Here is a 17,662-nt window from a genome sequence, read left to right as displayed (position 1 = left end):
TTAACATTTGTATAGACTTATTGTCGCTTCCAGAAGGATAACAGGCTATCATCCAATTTTAGCTTTATATGTAAAAAAAGAAGCTAATCCTTGCTGTATCAGGGTTTTAGCTTCTTTTTTTCGAGAAAGAATAACCTTTTTTCAACCTCTATATATGCTAGATTCAACTATAATATTCTTATATTAACTTCCGACTGCGATGTTCTTCTCGATATTTACCAGGTGTAGTGCCGACGATTTTGCGGAAAGTACGAATAAATGCGGTCGTGTTACTATAGCTTAATTTTTCTGCAATATCGGCAATTCGCCAGTCTGTCGTTTCTAACCACTTCTTCGCCTGATTCATTCGATATTCAGCTACATAATCACTGAACTTAATCCCTGTTTCTTTTTTGAATACACGACTCAGATACACGGGATGGAAATTAAGCTGTTCTGCACACATTTCTAATGACAAATCTTGCTCATACCGCTGATGAATCATCTGGATCATCTGATCGGCGATATTCATATATTGTGACTCTGCCTGACTTTGCAAAAACTGCTGTAACGGCTCAAATAATGAGTGTGTAAACCACTGCCTGATTTCTTCTACCATCTGCAATTCTAGCAATTTATGAAGCGATGCTTTTTTGCCTAATACACTATTTACAGTTCCACCTTTTTGTTGCACAATCTCATAGACACGAGCCGCTAATTGAGTCAACAACACCGGATAATCGCGAAAATGAATTTCTTTTTCCATCACATGAGTAATATACTCATCAAAATAAAGAGGTGTCTGCTCGTAATCTCCATTTTGGAGCGATTGAATCACCCGATCTTCTAACTGCTTGAGCTGAGTATACACAGCCACTTCCATAGAAGTACTATGATCGATATCTTCAAAATGGATAATTAATTTGTTCCCCAGACTCATTCGTTGCTTGAGCGCTTCTAATCCTTCTCCATACGCATCAGGAGCACCTTGATAATGTTCAAAAGGACGACTAATCCCGATACTTACCGATAACGACAAATAGTCTTGAACCTGTGTACGCACCCGTTCTGCTTGAGCATGATACCATAAGGTCGCATCTTCATTATCTAGAGGTTCTACCAGAATACTGACTTGAGATTGTTCTATCAATACAGGGCTAAATCGATGCTCTGCCGAAATCAATTCAGACACCATATTATTAATAGCAAATAGAAGCAGTTCACGATCCGTCTCTTCATAACGTGTTCCTTGCACTGTATCAATCTGTAATACCAATACCGCCATAGAATGCACAGGTTTAGGGAATCCATAGATTTGGCGACGACGTTCAAATTCATTAGCTGGAATCTGTCCGCTAATCAGCTTGATAACCGATAATTCACGTAACTGCGGGATTTGCTCTCGAATCTGCTCTTCAAGCTCTTTTCCTGTTAAGCGCATCCGCTCTACTTGTTCACCAATATACGCAAATTCATCTCTTCGCTTCACAGACTTTTTGTCATATCCAGTGAGTGAATTGCTTTTTCCAAATGGAAACCGTAGCTGCCTGATCGTTGTAGACGGTTGCTCTGCGTTCAGTCCTGCCTGATAATCTGCTGAATCTCCTGCTCCCAACAACTGCATTAATTTGGAGACAGGGGAATACATACGCCGACTGCTAAGAAAAGCTAATAAAGCCGTTAATAACAACATCGCTACACAGACACTAATTGTCAAAATCGCTATTTTTCGTGTCTGGGACGTAATCTGTCCTATTGATACCACAGATACATACACCCATCCATTTAATGTGGACGAAGAATAAGTTACACCTACTTCTTTGCCTTCACTTTTCCAATTAAAAAATCCTTGTCGTTCCCCTTGTTCCACATGTTTAAACACTTCATTCTGCAAGCCTGGATATTGCGTATTCTGACCACTATCTAGAAATTCTTGTTGATATTGATCAAATACATAGATTTGTCCAAGACGAGTACTGCTGGTGACCCAGTTATCAATCTCATCATTAGCAATATCTAAAACTAACAGTCCACGTGGTTCACCGGTTGAAGGCAATAATGGAATTTTGAACACCATACTGACTACTTTGGTTTTCTTTTCGGAAGAGATCGAGGTTAATTCATTTTCAGTCATCATATCTATATTTGACGTATATCCGTTATTAGCGATAGAAGTATCTGTTACCCAGAACATGCTATTTCGATTGTGTCGATAAGAGCGAAGCACAGCTTGATCGTCTGCATCAGACACCTGGCTAAATGATGTTCCCGATACCACCCAATTGTGTTCAAAGTTAATTAACCGTATTTGATCCAGTGATGTAATCGTTTGCAAATTATTAAAGCCTGTTGTTAAATTTCGTATCTTTTCAAAGTCTCCTGACTGTAACGGCTGTTTCATTGTTTCAGTCACTAATGGAGAATTAACATATTGTACTGCCGATAACTGCAACGTTTTGAGCACCTGATCTACACGTAATTGAGTCTCATTTAATAACTGTGCATTCCCATCCTGTACTTTTTGTTCCACATCACCGGCTGCTAATGTATACGAAAATATTCCGATAACCAGTACAGGCAGTGAGCCCAATATCACCATAATCAAAAATAAACGATATAGATATTTTGACAACAATCTCCCCTCCAGATGTAGTCATCCCTATATAGAAGTGCAGTGCACATTTCGTACAAGATGGTACTATTGAATCTATGTAAAAAAATTCTATTTCTGCTTTATTTAATCATTCTATCGTATTATGCAGATTCCTCCAACCTAAAATTACAAAACATCCATATATACCAAAAAAAGACTGATCGCCTGCTAGGCTTTCAGTCTTAAGCTTGTTACAATACAAATAACTAGATGATTTCTACTTATTTTGTATGTATTCACTTTTTTTAGAACTTAGTCTTGTGCATGTTCAGCATATGCTTCTGCACTTAATAGACTGGATAAAGCTTCATCCAGATTACCACTAACTTTCACTTCTACCATCCAGCCACGTCCGTAAGGATCAGAGTTCACCAGTTCAGGTTCTGTTTCTAATTCAGGATTGAAATTAGTAATTGTTCCTGTAACCGGGCTAAAAAGATCAGATACGGTTTTAACCGATTCAATCGTACCAATCACAGCTTCAGAAGCAACTTCTGCACCTGATTGTGGCAATTCAACAAACACGATATCTCCTAGCTGATGTTGAGCAAAATCAGTAATCCCGATACGAACAGTATCATCACTAATGCGTTCTACCCATTCATGTTCTGCACTGTACAGCAATTGATCTTTAATCTCACTCATTGTTCATTCCTCCGGTTCATGGTTGTAATGTCTTCATGCACACAAGCGTATAGCAAGGCAGATTATACTGTCAATACTCTTGACATTGCTTTTTGAATCAAGTATTAATATAATATACATACATTCATTGCTGTTTCAATACTTAATGTTCGGAAATACATAACATCATATGTAGCGAATGAAAGTACAGGGAGAGACTGTTCAGAATCATGACAGCGCCGAAGGAGTAAGCCAGTAATGGTGAATCTCTCAGGTAAAAGGGACCTGTACCGGACGCAGCTCTGGAGAGAATTGGCATTATTCGGTCACCGACGATATCCGAATGATTACGCCCAATCACCCAAGGGGAAACTTGTTGCTTCTGACGTATTTAGAAGTGCAAGGTAACTCTCAGGTATCAAGGACAGGGAGAAAAAGAAATAGTTCAGGTATACGACCTGCTTATTTCCTTTTCTCTCTGTCTTTTTTTGTTGAGCTTTTAAGGTGTTGTGACCTTTTGTCTATTTCGCAACATATTGAAAATCTTACTTTTTCGCCACAATACTAATTTGATGAGGTGACGATGATGACAACAGAATTGAAACGTACGCCTATTTTCCCTCTTTATGCTCAATCCGGTTCACCACGTTGTATCGACTTTGGCGGTTGGGAATTGCCTGTTCAATTTACAGGAATTCAAAAAGAACATGAAGCTGTACGTGAACAAGCAGGGTTATTCGATGTTTCTCATATGGGTGAAGTGATCATTTCAGGTGAAGGTTCACTTGCTTATCTACAGCAATTATTAACTAACGATGCTTCTCGTTTGCAAGATGGACAAGCTCAATACACACTGATGTGCTACCCAACAGGCGGTGTAGTCGATGATCTACTTGTATACCGTCTAGGCGAAGAACATTACATGCTTGTGATCAATGCTTCGAATATTGATAAAGATATCGATTGGATGAAGCAGTCTTTACCTGCTCATGTCACACTTGAAAATATTTCAGAACAAACAGCATTAATTGCTCTGCAAGGTCCTAAAGCGGTTGCTATTTTGCAAGCGGCTACGCAAAGCGATCGTTATGCTGAACTAGCAGGATTTTCTTTTATCGACAAAGCTGAAATCTTTGGTGTTCATGCGCTAATTTCTCGTACAGGTTACACCGGTGAAGATGGATATGAATTGTATGTATCTGCTACAGATGCTCCGGTGATCTGGGAACAACTGCTACAAGTTGGAGAACCACTTGGCTTGATCCCTTGTGGACTTGGCGCGCGTGATACACTTCGCTTTGAAGCTCGCCTGCCACTGTATGGTCAAGAACTGTCCGCAGATATTTCTCCACTGGAAGCTGGACTTGGTTACTTTGTCAAATTAGACAAAGAAAACTTTACAGGTAAAGATGCTCTAGTGTCGCAAAAAGAAAAAGGATTAGCTCGTAAATTGGTTGGTGTCGAAATGATTGATCGTGGTATTCCTCGTCCTCACTATCCAGTATATCGGGATGGCCGACAAATCGGCGAAGTGACTACAGGAACTCAATCTCCTACACTCAAGCGTAACCTTGGACTTGCTTTAATTGAAGCTGATAGTGCTGCTCTAGGAACACCGATAGAACTTGAGATTCGCGGTAAAATGCTCAAAGCTGAAGTGATCAAAGCTCCTTTCTACAAACGAGCATCTGCTGTCACTAAATAAAATCACAAGGCGACTGATATGTTGCCCCAAAGGAGTCTACCTTTATGAAATCGCATCGTTATATTCCCATGACCCCACAGAATGAAGCTGAAATGTTAGAGGTGGTGGGCGCTTCTTCGATAGAGGATTTATTTACAGATATTCCGGCATCCCTTCGTTATCAAGGTACAATGCCGATGTCTGAAATGCTAGATGAGTATACCCTTACTCGTCATATGTCCAGTCTTGCGGGTCAAAATGCAGATACAGATCGGTATACCAGTTTTCTTGGTGCAGGCTTATATGATCATCATTTGCCTTCTGTGATCAATCATGTGATTTCTCGCTCTGAATTTTATACAGCTTATACTCCATATCAACCAGAGATCAGTCAGGGTGAACTACAAGCGATTTTTGAATTTCAATCTTATATTTGTGAATTAACAGGAATGGCTGTTGCCAATGCCAGTATGTATGATGGTGCAACTGCTCTCGCTGAAGCGGCTTCTCTTGCAGCATCTGCTACAGGACGCAAAAAGATTATTGCTCTTTCGACGATTCATCCCGAGTCCCGCGGTGTTGTACGCAGTTATGCTCGTGGCTTGAATCTGGATGTAGTGGAAGTTCCTTATGGAGATGGAGTTACCGATATTCAAGTTCTTGCTGAAGCGATCGATGAACAGACAGCTGTAGTGCTTGTTCAATCCCCTAACTTTTTTGGCGGTATTGAAGCGATTCAAGCAGCGGCTGATCTAGCGCATGCCAAAGGTGCTTTGCTAGTAGTAAGTACGAATCCAATTTCACTTGGACTACTTGAATCTCCTGGTAAGCTTGGAGCTGATATCGTTGTTGGTGATGCACAGCCACTCGGAATCTCGATGTCATTAGGTGGCCCTACTTGTGGATTCTTCGCTGTTGCTCAACCGTTAATGCGCCGTATGCCAGGACGTATTGTTGGACAGACCAAAGATATCGATGGTAAACGTGGTTTTGTATTAACATTGCAGACTCGTGAGCAACATATCCGTCGTGACAAAGCGACTTCGAATATTTGTTCTAATCAAGCATTGCTTGCGCTATGTGCATCGGTGTATCTATCTGTGATGGGTAGACAAGGTATGGTGGATGTCGCTGATCTGAATTTGCAAAAAGCACATTATGCTGCGCAAACACTATCTGCGATTCCTAATGTAACATTAGCGTTCCAATCTCCTTTTTTCAATGAGTTCGTGCTTGCCTTACCAGAAGGCACTTCGGTCGCTGATATCAATACTCAATTGTTAGCCAAAGGCATGATTGGTGGTTATGATCTAAGCTTGTCTTACCCTGAATTGTCCGGTCATATCTTATTCGCAGTCACAGAGAAACGTACCAAAGCAGAGATAGATCTATTGGCAACTGAACTGGAGGCAATCCTATGACAAACGAAACTGTAGTCCATGAGACCGTTACTTCTGTACAAGGCGCTGTTGTTACTGAAAAAGCTTTGATTTTTGAATTGAGTCAACCGGGTCGAATCGGTTATTCTTTACCAGATTGTGATGTTCCTCGGGTCGACGTATCTCAATTGATTCCGCAGGAAATGCTTCGTCAAGAAGAACCTGCTTTACCTGAAGTATATGAAGTCGATGTAATTCGTCATTATACCGAATTGTCCCGTCGTAACTTTGGCGTCGATAACGGATTCTATCCACTGGGTTCTTGTACGATGAAATACAATCCTAAAGTCAATGAAGATGTAGCGCGATATGCTGGATTTGCCAAAATTCATCCGTATCAACCAGAACAAAGTATTCAAGGTGCACTTGAACTGATGCATACATTGCAAAAAGACCTTGCTGCTTTAACAGGTATGGATGCTGTGACTCTACAACCTGCTGCTGGTGCTCATGGAGAATGGACAGGTCTGATGATGATTCGTGCGTATCATGAAAAACGTGGCGAGCATCGTACCAAAGTGATCGTGCCTGATTCTTCGCATGGTACGAATCCTGCGAGCGCAACAGTGGCCGGATTCCAGACGATTACGATTCCTTCTACTCCAGAAGGTTTGGTCGATCTTGATGCACTTCGTGCTGCTGTTGGATCGGATACTGCTGCTCTCATGTTGACGAACCCGAATACACTCGGTCTTTTTGAAAAGCAAATCAGTGAAGTGGCTCAAATCGTCCACGAAGCTGGTGGATTACTATATTATGATGGTGCCAACTCCAATGCGATTATGGGAATTACTCGTCCAGGTGATATGGGCTTCGATGTGGTTCATTTGAATTTACACAAAACAATGAGTACACCGCATGGTGGTGGAGGTCCTGGTGCAGGTCCTGTAGGGGTGAAAAGCAGATTGCTTCCTTTCTTACCTGAACCTGTAGTCGAAAAATTAGAAGATGGTACATTTACTCTTCGTAGCGGTTCGCCTGATTCGATCGGTCGTGTCAAAGCATACTATGGTAACTTTGGGATTCTAGTACGTGCGTATACGTATATTCGTAGCTATGGCCCAGAAGGTCTACGTAGAGTATCTGAATGTGCTGTGCTGAATGCGAACTATATGATGCACCGTCTTAAAGATCATTATGAAATGCCTTATACAAGCGTATGTAAGCATGAATTCGTGATGTCTGGTAAAGGGCTTAAACAGTACGGTATTCGTACACTGGATGTTGCCAAACGATTACTCGATTTCGGGTACCATCCACCTACTGTCTACTTCCCGCTAAATGTAGAAGAATGTATTATGATCGAACCTACCGAAACCGAAAGTAAAGAAACACTGGATGCTTTTATCGATACGATGATTCAGATCGCTGGCGAAGCGAAAGACAATCCAGAATTGCTACTGAATGCTCCTTATGGAACAGCAGTCAGACGTTTGGATGAAACGACAGCAGCTCGTAAACCAGTATTGAACTGTGCTTGTAACTAAATTCAATTCAGATTTTATTTTATGATTGTATGAATCACTTATAGATATTGCTAGTTGATCACTTTCAATTCTATTTATGAATACGATCATAGCTCAAATCTACAATATCAAAAAAAGACTTTGCTGATTATAGCAGAGTCTTTTTTCGATCCATCTATTGCATTTTATTTATTCTAAAAGAACTATACATTATTTTACAGCAATAAAATTTATTCTATAGTCATAAAAAAAGCTGATTTCTCTATAAAGAGAAACCAGCTAAAAGTAAATGTTGGGAAAACTTATTAGTGCTTATGATATCAAGCACGTAACGGAAGAAAATATTAAGCGTGGATTGCTTGTACCAGTTCAACCACTTGTTCAGCTGTTTGCATATCCAAAGCTTTAGCAGCTAATTCTTGCATATCTGCTTTAGACAATTTAGCTAATTGGCTACGTGCTGGAAGAATAGAGCTTGCGCTCATACTGAACTCATCCAGACCTAGACCCAGTAGCAATGGAATTGCTGTAGCGTCGCCAGCCATTTCACCACACATGCCTGTCCATTTACCTTCTTTGTGAGCTGCATCGATAACCATTTTAACCAAACGCAAGATAGAAGGATTGTATGGTTGATACAGGTAAGATACCCGTTCATTCATACGATCTGCTGCCATTGTGTATTGGATCAAATCGTTTGTACCGATACTGAAGAAGTCCACTTCTTTAGCAAATTGGTCAGCAAGTACTGCTGTAGAAGGAATTTCAACCATGATGCCAAGTTGGATGTTCTCAGAAACAGCAACACCTTCAGCAACCAGTTTTTCTTTTTCTTCTAACAATACTGCTTTTGCTTCGCGGAATTCCATCAATGTTGCGATCATCGGGAACATAATACGTAGGTCACCATATACACTTGCTCTAAGCAATGCACGTAGTTGAGTACGGAAAATGTCTTGACGATCTAGGCAAAGACGAATTGCACGGAATCCAAGGAATGGATTCATTTCTTTTGGAAGAACAAGGTAAGGTAGTTCTTTGTCGCCACCAATATCTAATGTACGAACAACAACCGGTTTACCCGCCATTTTTTCCAAAACCGTTTTGTACGCATTGAATTGCACATCTTCAGAAGGCAATTCATCGCGACCCATGTATAAGAATTCTGTACGGTATAGACCTACGCCTTCGCCGCCATTATCCAATACACCAGCCACATCGTTTGGCGTACCAATATTAGCAGCCAATTCAACATGTACACCATCTTTGGAAACTGTTACTTCATCACGCAATTTGCGCCATTCAGTAACTTGAGCTTCATACGCTGCGCCTTTGGCACGGTACTCAGCAAGAGTTGCTTCATCAGGGTTAACGATAACATTACCTTCAAGACCATCAACGATAACGATATCCCCATTTTGAATAACTTCCATCACTTCTTTTGTACCGACTACTGCTGGAATTTCCAACGAGCGAGCCATAATTGCGGAGTGAGAAGTACGTCCGCCAATATTTGTAGTGAAGCCTTTAACAAAATTACGATCCAATTGAGCTGTATCCGAAGGAGTCAAATCTTCTGCAATAATAACCACTTCTTCACGAATCTCAGCAGGACTTTGGAAGTTTACACCCATCAAGTGATTCAAGATACGCTTGCTTACATCTCTCATATCCGCAGCGCGTTCTTGAAGATAAGTGCTCTTCATATTTTCAAACATGGTTACGAATTGAGCAGCAACTTCATTTAGTGCGAACTCAGCATTAACCATTTCCATAGAAATTTTATCTTTTACAGGGCTAATCAATTCAGGATCGTTCAGAATCAACAAATGTGATTCGAAAATCTCTGCTTTTTTAGCGCCCATTTCTTGTAACGTACGTTCTTTGATCGCCTCAAGTTCAGTTTTGGAAATTTCCAGCGCTGACTCAAGTTTAGCCAATTCCGCATCTGTATCGCTAATCGAGCGTTTGGTAATCTCGTATTCAGGATGTTCTAGACGGAATGCTTTGGCAATGGCGATGCCCGAAGACGCCGCGATTCCCAAAATATTAGCCATTGATTTCGCCTAGCCCTTCATTCACCATAACGTCAGTCAAAGCTTTCAATGCTGCATCTTCTTCTGCACCTTGTGTAGAAAGAACGATAACGTCACCTTGCTCAAGACCTAGAGACAATACTCCAAGGATTGATTTCAAAGTTACTTTTTTACCTTTAGCTTCTGCAAAAGATTCTGTAGAAGCAAATTTGTTAGCAGCTGTTACCAATGCTGTTGCTGGGCGTGCGTGGATACCATCTTCGTCAACGATTTTGAATGTTTTTTCCATTATAAAATTCACTCGCTTTCTTCATCATAGTAGGATAGTAAAAATAAATCATAACTAACTAATAACTAGATCATCCCTTATATTGTACAGCATTATAAAGCATGATGCACGTCTCAAAACAATTATTTTCGACTTTTTTCAGCAATCGCTAACATTATTCAGCAATATCCTGCAAATTCATGGTGTTTTTAGAAAAAATAAATCATTTTCTAAGTCTTGCTTACAATGCAGCTTAATAACAAAACTATAAGCATTTTGTAAGTTAAAGACAATAAGGATAGATTATTGCTGTAGCAAACATCGTGTTGACCCTTATCGCACTCTAACTTACAAGTACGTATAGTTTGTTATTTTATATTCTTTTGAGATTCATTGCAAAAGTCGAAATGAATAACATTACTTGATTGTAACGATATTGCCTTCTCCTGTTTTCACATTACCTGTTTTGTGCAATGTTACTGTAGCACCTTCTGGTAAGTTAGAGAAAATGATCGGAGTGATGATCGATGGTGCATTAGCTTTTACATACTCCAGATCCACTTCAAGGATTGGTTGTCCAGCCATAACATCATCGCCTTCTGCAACCAATACAGTGAAACCTTGACCTTTCAATTTAACTGTATTTACGCCTACATGCACAAGAATTTCTTTACCGGCTTCAGACATAATACCGATCGCATGTTTACTAGGGAATACGTTAAATACTTTACCATTAACCGGTGAACAGATCGTTCCGTTTGTTGGTAATACAGCGAATCCATCACCTGTCATTTTTTGTGAAAATACAGGATCTGGTACTTCACTAATATCCATCAATTCACCATCAGCAGGAGCTACGATTACTTCTTCTGCCAAAATGTTTACTTGATTCTCTGCTGTTCCTTCTGCTGGAACAGAGTCTACTGTAACTGGTGTTGGGCGTGGAGTACGTCCTGCAATAATATCTTGCATTTGTGATTTGATCGTATCAGAACGTGTTCCGAAAATCGCCTGCACATTATTACCCACTTCTAGGACACCGGAAGCGCCTAAAGATTTCAAACGATCTTTATTTACATTTTTAGGTTCTTTAACTTGAATACGTAGACGAGTAATACAAGCATCTAGACTTGAAATATTTTCTTGTCCACCAAATGCTTCAAGAATATTATGTGGCAATTCGTCTTTGCTATTACCACCACTACCTACTTCACTATCATCACCTGCCGGCGTATCTTCACGACCTGGTGTTTTCAAGTTGAATTTGCGGATTGCAAAGCGGAATCCGAAGTAGTAGATAACTGCTAGTACTAGACCGACGATAATAACATCCCACCATGCAGTACGGTTAGGAATAACGCCGAACAGGATAAAGTCAATCAGACCACCTGAGAAGGTCATACCAATTTTAACGCCTAGAATTTGCATAGTCATGAAAGAAAGACCAGCGAAGATTGCATGAATACCGAACAATACTGGTGCTACGAACAAGAATGAGAATTCAAGCGGTTCAGTAATACCTGTTAAGAACGAAGTCAATGCTGCGGAACCCATAATACCTGCAACGTATTTTTTGTGTTGTGGTTTGGATTCATGGTAGATCGCAAGTGCAGCAGCTGGAAGACCGAACATCATGAACGGGAATTTACCAGTCATAAATGTACCTGCTGTAAATGGAACACCATCACGAAGTTGCGCCATAAAGATTTTTTGGTCACCACGTACATATTGTCCTGCTTTATTTACATATTCACCAAATTCATACCAGAATGGTGAGTAGAAAATGTGATGTAGACCGAAAGGAATCAATGAACGTTCAATCACACCGAAAATAAATGCAGTTAATGTTGGGTTCGATTCAACCATACTGTGAGAAACAGTGTTCAAGAATGATTGAATTGGAGGCCATACAAGAACCATTACCAGACCCAAAATCAACGAAGTAATAGCAGTCATAATTGGTACAAAACGTTTACCTGCAAAGAATCCAAGATATGAAGGCAATTCAATACGGAAGAAACGTTTGTACATCGTTGCGGCTAGAATACCGACGATAATACCGCCGAATACGCCTGTTTGTAAGGTAGGAATACCAAGTACAGAAGCTACTGAGAAGTCGCCTTTACCGACCATATCAGCTGTAACGCCCATAACTGTACCCATTGTTACGTTCATGATCAGATAACCGATAATGGCTGCGAGCCCGGCTACCCCTTCTCCTCCTGCAAGACCGACGGCTACCCCGACGGCAAAGAGTAGAGATAAGTTATCAAAAACAATTTGTCCGGAGTTCATCATTACTGTTGCAGTAATTTGAACCCAGTGTGCATTTAATGCAGGAATATACTGCAAAAAGTCAGGGTTAACTAGCATGTTACCAAAACCAAGCAACAAACCTGCTGCTGGCAAGATTGCCACTGGAAGCATCAATGCTCTACCTACTTTTTGCAAAACGCCAAACAGACGTCTAAACAATACCGCCACTTCCCCTCGAATAGTATAAATAGTATATTGTTGCTTCAACAAATTAAAGCGGAAAGCCACAAAAAAAGGCACGAGTGAACAACGCATCTGATAGGATAAGGATCTCGGTACATAAGGATAGACTACCCCTGTGTGCTTACAGCCTTACATCAAATACTTTGTTAACTCATGCCTGATCGAATCAGTAACACGTTAAAAAATCCGCTATTCATTTGTTGATTACGTTCTGAATTATAGCACCCACTTTTTAAATCTGCAAGCCTTTTCAATAAAAAAGGTTAAATGAATTTTGAATCTATTCTTGCGTACTTTCCTCTTCTTCTTCACGCTTCTCGACAAACCGTTGTAAATGCATGGTCAGGTAGCTTACTTCTGCTTTATAGACTGGTCGGCGTAATCGTTTTTCCATCATCTTTGTTAATTTCCATGATAACGAATACACTTCGGGATATTCCATTTTGAGCATTTCTTCTAAGCGATGAGTAGCGGCTACTTTCTCACCTCTACGGATACGTTCGATAGCGAATCGCAAATGAGTAAGCAACCGCGAATAATCCAGCGTATCTCCTGTAATCGAAATTTTGAGACTATCTTCGATAACTTTGACCATATCGGCAATCAAACGAGAATCGGCTTTGATCGCTGTGATATGTTGATCGGTTAGTGCACTATAAATATGCAGTGCTACAAAACCAATCTCATCTTCTTCTAAAGCTACACCTAGCTTGTCATGAATTATTTCTAACGCATGAGCAGCTAATTTATATTCTAACGGATACATTTCTCGCGTCTCATATAGAAAAGGATTCTGAATCGTCATCCCTTGCTCAGCACGCTTAATTGCAAATGCAATATGATCGGTTAAAGCAATATGAATATGTTCATTAAGTGGAGTCTTACTTTCAGAATTAATATAATAAATAATTTCGTTAATGACTTCGATAATACGCTCATCGATCTGAACTGCGAGTTGCTTGTATTGTTCCTGTTCTTGCTCATTGGTTAAAATAAACATCTTCTCGACAACATCCAAAGGAATCACATCACGCGCTTTACGGTTAAAACCGATTCCTTTACCGATCACCACAACTTCTTCATACTGAGGATGATCAGCAATAATAACGTTATTATTCAGCACTTTAGCCACAAGTAGGCTGCTCACATTTGCACCCCTTTTACGATCACCTTCATCCCGTAAAGTTACCAAAAATTCACCATCTAGTCAATACAATCTACTCGTTAGTTATGTATACAAAGAAGACGACAAATCCTTGATGAATAAGGATTTGTCGTCTCTGCATCATTGAAAGCAAGTTTGCTTTATAGCATGATTGTTACATATAAATCTTCCATTATCATTCTTGTTCACTGGAAATTCCAATTCCTGTGGATGTTGTTGCACGATCTTGATCGTGTGAGCTTTGGATTGGAAGTGCTAATATAGCTTCAGGACGGGCTGTCTGTTGCGTATGGTTATTTACATTTACGCCAGCCGTAGTATTAGAAGTACTAGGTTGAGCTTGTTGAGATTTGCCACCTGCAAATCCTTTAATTAATTCTTCTATATCGAGTCCCGACACACTTTTCAACATTTCTGGAGCGGTCGCCATCAGTTCTGTCACATAGTTACTGACTCTTGTTGCTCCGCCGCCTTCTCCTTTACCTGTATCAACAACTGTTAATTTATCAATCGCACCGATTGGTTCTGCAATTTTACCTGCTAATTCAGGGAGCATTTTGGCAACCAGATCAAGTATAGCGGCTTGTCCGTAATTTTCGAATGCTTCTGCTAATTTCTGCTTCGCTTCGGCTTCAGCAAGACCACGTAAACGAATGACTTCGGCTTCAGCTGTACCTTTAGCCCGTTCGGCATCAGCTTCCGCTTGTCCAGCTAGACGTTGTTGCTCTGCAGATGCTTTGGCTTCGGTCTCGATTGAATATTGATGAGCTTCGGCTTGACGCATTTTGCGAGCTTTTTCCGCTTCGGCTGCTTGTTCCACCGAGAAGCGATCTGCTTCGGCTTTTTTCTTCACTTCTGCATCATAGTATTTCTCACGTACTGTAATTTCTCGTTCTTGTAGATCTATTTCACGCTCTTTACGAACCAACTCGATCTTCATTTGCTCTTCCATCATAATCTGTTTGGCTTTGGCTTCTTGAATATGATAGGCCTGATCGGCTTCGGCTCTTGCAGTATCTTGATCTTTTTTAAATGAAGCTACTTTTAATTCTTTTTCTTTGGAAGCTTCAGCTATATTGGTATCTCTAAGCAACTCTGCTTTTTGCCCGGCTTCTTCTGCCAGTGCTTTCTGTACTCTAGAATCTCGAACAGCTTCGGCTTCAGCGATTTCTGCATCTCTTTTCACTGCGGCGATTCGAGGTTTACCAAGCGACTCCAGATATCCATGCTTATCGCGTATATCTTTAATTGTAAATGAGACGATTTGTAGACCCATCTTTTTTAGATCACGAGCAGCGACACTTTGTACTTCTTGTGCAAATCGATCACGATTCCGATACACTTCTTCTACGGTCATCGAACCCATAATCGAACGCAGATGTCCTTCCAATACTTCTTGGGCTTCGGCTTGTAACGCTTGAATGGGCTTACCCATAAATTGTTCTGCCGCTGTAGCCACATCTTCTACAGAACTACCGATTTTGATAATAGCTACTCCATCGGCAAGTACAGGAACGCCTTGCTCGGTATAGACTTCAGGCGTTGTTACATCCAGTTTGTGCGATAACAACGATAGAAATTCAGACTTTTGGAACACAGGTAAAATAAATGCACCACCACCGCGTACAATCTTAATTTTGCGCCCTGCTCCATCATCTGAGATATTACGGCTTCCGAGAAAAGAACCGGTAACCACCATTGCTTCATCTGTACTTACTGTTTTGTACCTCGCCCAGAATGTAATACCAAGTACGATCAATACTACAATCACAATCGCAGGTACAACAATCATTTCGTTCAAAAATGCCATAATCCTCGCCCCTTTTGGTTTGATATAGGCTTGCTTGCCAAAAAGCTATTATACTGCTCTCACACTCATATTCCTTATAATGAATCTTCTAAAAGCGATATACCTAATGTTCCTTCTTTTTCTTCTACGATCACTACCCGCATACCGGCGGCAATAGCACAACGATCGAAACTGTATGCAATATGTAACGTGTTGCCACCTGTAAGCTTAATCATGACCTCACCGTATCCCACTTGAGGAATCGGGATAGTCACTTCTCCTATACGACCAATCATTTCTTGAATCGAATAACTTGTCGATACTTCACTATGTTCCATCGGTTTGACATAGACAAAAAATACAAACATTCCTCCGACAACAGCAATCAAAAGTGCAAGCAGTATAACAGCGAAAGGAGCGAACGAACTGTAACGTATTAACATGATTCCTGCTCCACCGAACAACGTAACAGCCGCCGCTAAAATAACAGGCTTAAAAAGATCAAATCCAGGCAGATCTATACCGCCTAACACATCACCAAGCAAGTCACCGAATAACAGACTGAATAATGCATACAAAGCACCGGTGATCAAGCAAATCCAAAATAGCGTTTCCATTTCTGTTCGCTCCTTTCTTTGATCTGACGGAAAAAGGCGATATTCAGCCCTTTTCCACCATTTTTTGGCGTTATACCTATATTTACGTATTGTTGGTAAGGAAAGTTTCAATTTTTTGCGATATAGACAAAAAAAGCTGTTTATTCCTTATCATGACTGACAGGAATAAACAGCTCGAACATGTATGATTGTATTAATAAACGGAGAAATTATAGAGACATGCTATAGATTTTACGCACATCTTCTGCTTCTAGCTTGTTAAAGTTACCAAAAGCGCCAAATTTCATAGCTTTGTCTACCATTACATCGATTTGGCTATCATCGATTTCATAATCTGCTAGACGGCTAGGTGCATCGATTGAAGTCCAGAAGTCGCGCAATGCTTGGATACCTTCATTTGCTACTTCTTCATCGCTTTTACCTGTTGGATCTACATTGAATACATTCACTGCTAATTTAGCAAAACGAGCAGGATTCACTTGCAAGTTGTGTTGCATCCAGTTCGGGAACAAGATCGCTAGTCCACCACCATGAGGGATATCATAGACAGCCGATACAGCATGCTCAATATTATGAGTAGCCCAGTCTCCGTTGTAACCCATATTCACTACACCATTCAACGCCATTGTACCTGCGTACATTACAGTTGAACGTAATTCAAAGTTTTGTAGATCATTGATCAATTTAGGGCCAGCATCAATAACTCCACGTAGAATCGATTCACAGAATCCATCTTGAATATCTGTATTTTTTTCAGCATGGAAATAGTGTTCCAGTACATGAGACATCATATCTACGATACCATAGACTGTTTGATCTTTTGGCAAAGAATATGTGTTTTCTGGATCAAGAATAGAGAATGCTGGGAATGAATACGCACTACCCCAACCTAATTTTTCTTGTGTTTCTGTATTTGTAATTACAGAACCGCTGTTCATTTCTGAACCTGTTGCTGCCATTGTTAATACGGTACCTAGTGGCAATGCATCTGTAGGAGCTGCTTTGCGTTGTGCAAAATCCCACATGTCGCCATCATATTTTGCACCTACAGCAATTGCTTTGGCACAGTCAAGTACGCTACCGCCACCAACAGCAAGAATTAGATCAATATTGTTAGATTTGCACAAGTCTACACCTTTGTGTACTGTGCTCAAACGTGGATTCGGTTCTACGCCAGCAAGTTCAGTTACATTAGCTCCTGCTTCGTTCAAATAACCGATCACTTTGTCATATAGACCTGCACGTTTGATACTACCGCCACCATATACAAGCAATACGTTTTTACCGTAGTTACCTACTTCTCTTTTCAACTTTTCCAGTTGACCTTTACCAAAAATAAGACGGGTTGGATTATAAAATTCAAATGAATTCATTCAAAATGCCTCCTTGGGATATAACGATTAGTAGATAAAGTTATCCTTCTCTACACATATAAAAATACAT

Annotated in this window: 12 protein-coding genes and 1 riboswitch; of the genes, 3 read left to right on the top strand and 9 right to left on the bottom strand. The window is 40.4% G+C overall.

What is annotated here, in order from left to right; genetic code table 11:
* Positions 1-178: 178 nt before the first annotated feature.
* Both PQ460_RS06325 and gcvH read right to left on the bottom strand, forming a co-directional pair.
* On the bottom strand, positions 179-2,611 hold the full coding sequence (locus PQ460_RS06325; protein WP_274172084.1) for a helix-turn-helix domain-containing protein: 2,433 nt from the start codon (positions 2,609-2,611) through the stop codon (positions 179-181).
* Positions 2,612-2,884: 273 nt separating this feature from the next.
* The gene (gene gcvH, locus PQ460_RS06320) at positions 2,885-3,277 is read right to left on the bottom strand and encodes a glycine cleavage system protein GcvH (RefSeq protein ID WP_273613311.1); all 393 of its coding nucleotides are present in this window, start codon (positions 3,275-3,277) and stop codon (positions 2,885-2,887) included.
* Between the two features lie 178 nt (positions 3,278-3,455).
* Positions 3,456-3,553: riboswitch (glycine riboswitch) on the top strand.
* A 289-nt stretch (positions 3,554-3,842) separates the two neighbouring features.
* Here gcvH and gcvT point away from each other — a divergent pair.
* The 3 genes from gcvT to gcvPB are packed head-to-tail and all read left to right on the top strand — an operon-like array spanning position 3,843 to position 7,866.
* On the top strand, positions 3,843-4,961 hold the full coding sequence (gcvT, locus tag PQ460_RS06315) for a glycine cleavage system aminomethyltransferase GcvT (RefSeq protein WP_274172880.1): 1,119 nt from the start codon (positions 3,843-3,845) through the stop codon (positions 4,959-4,961).
* A 44-nt stretch (positions 4,962-5,005) separates the two neighbouring features.
* Positions 5,006-6,361, top strand: a complete 1,356-nt coding sequence (gene gcvPA, locus PQ460_RS06310; protein ID WP_274172083.1) for an aminomethyl-transferring glycine dehydrogenase subunit GcvPA — start codon at positions 5,006-5,008, stop codon at positions 6,359-6,361.
* The gene (gcvPB, locus tag PQ460_RS06305) at positions 6,358-7,866 is read left to right on the top strand and encodes an aminomethyl-transferring glycine dehydrogenase subunit GcvPB (protein WP_274172082.1); all 1,509 of its coding nucleotides are present in this window, start codon (positions 6,358-6,360) and stop codon (positions 7,864-7,866) included. The genes gcvPA and gcvPB overlap by 4 nt, the downstream gene beginning before the upstream one ends.
* A gap of 323 nt (positions 7,867-8,189) precedes the next feature.
* Here gcvPB and ptsP read toward each other — a convergent pair whose 3' ends face one another.
* The 7 genes from ptsP to PQ460_RS06270 form a co-directional block, all read right to left on the bottom strand.
* The gene (ptsP, locus tag PQ460_RS06300; RefSeq protein WP_274172081.1) at positions 8,190-9,902 is read right to left on the bottom strand and encodes a phosphoenolpyruvate--protein phosphotransferase; all 1,713 of its coding nucleotides are present in this window, start codon (positions 9,900-9,902) and stop codon (positions 8,190-8,192) included.
* Entirely contained in the window at positions 9,895-10,170 is a 276-nt protein-coding gene (locus PQ460_RS06295) for an HPr family phosphocarrier protein (RefSeq protein WP_069329214.1), read from the bottom strand. Before PQ460_RS06295 ends, ptsP begins: the two co-directional genes overlap by 8 nt.
* Before the next feature lie 396 nt (positions 10,171-10,566).
* Entirely contained in the window at positions 10,567-12,624 is a 2,058-nt protein-coding gene (gene ptsG / locus PQ460_RS06290; RefSeq protein ID WP_274172879.1) for a glucose-specific PTS transporter subunit IIBC, read from the bottom strand.
* Between the two features lie 304 nt (positions 12,625-12,928).
* A complete protein-coding gene (gene glcT / locus PQ460_RS06285) occupies positions 12,929-13,795 on the bottom strand; it encodes a glucose PTS transporter transcription antiterminator GlcT (protein ID WP_273613317.1) in 867 nt (288 codons plus the stop codon).
* Between the two features lie 193 nt (positions 13,796-13,988).
* Positions 13,989-15,623, bottom strand: coding sequence for a flotillin lipid rafts scaffold protein FloT (locus PQ460_RS06280; protein WP_274172080.1), 1,635 nt, complete (start codon positions 15,621-15,623; stop codon positions 13,989-13,991).
* A gap of 74 nt (positions 15,624-15,697) precedes the next feature.
* Positions 15,698-16,219: an NfeD family membrane protein gene (locus tag PQ460_RS06275; protein ID WP_274172079.1), complete on the bottom strand. Its 522-nt coding sequence runs from the start codon at positions 16,217-16,219 to the stop codon at positions 15,698-15,700.
* 209 nt (positions 16,220-16,428) lie between these two features.
* Positions 16,429-17,592, bottom strand: coding sequence for an iron-containing alcohol dehydrogenase (locus PQ460_RS06270; protein ID WP_273613320.1), 1,164 nt, complete (start codon positions 17,590-17,592; stop codon positions 16,429-16,431).
* Positions 17,593-17,662: the final 70 nt, after the last annotated feature.

It is taken from the genome of Paenibacillus sp. KACC 21273 (genome assembly GCF_028736095.1).
Lineage (GTDB): Bacteria > Bacillota > Bacilli > Paenibacillales > Paenibacillaceae > Saccharibacillus > Saccharibacillus kyungheensis.
Note: the sequence above shows the minus strand (reverse complement) of the source record. Positions and strands in the feature narration are given on the sequence as shown.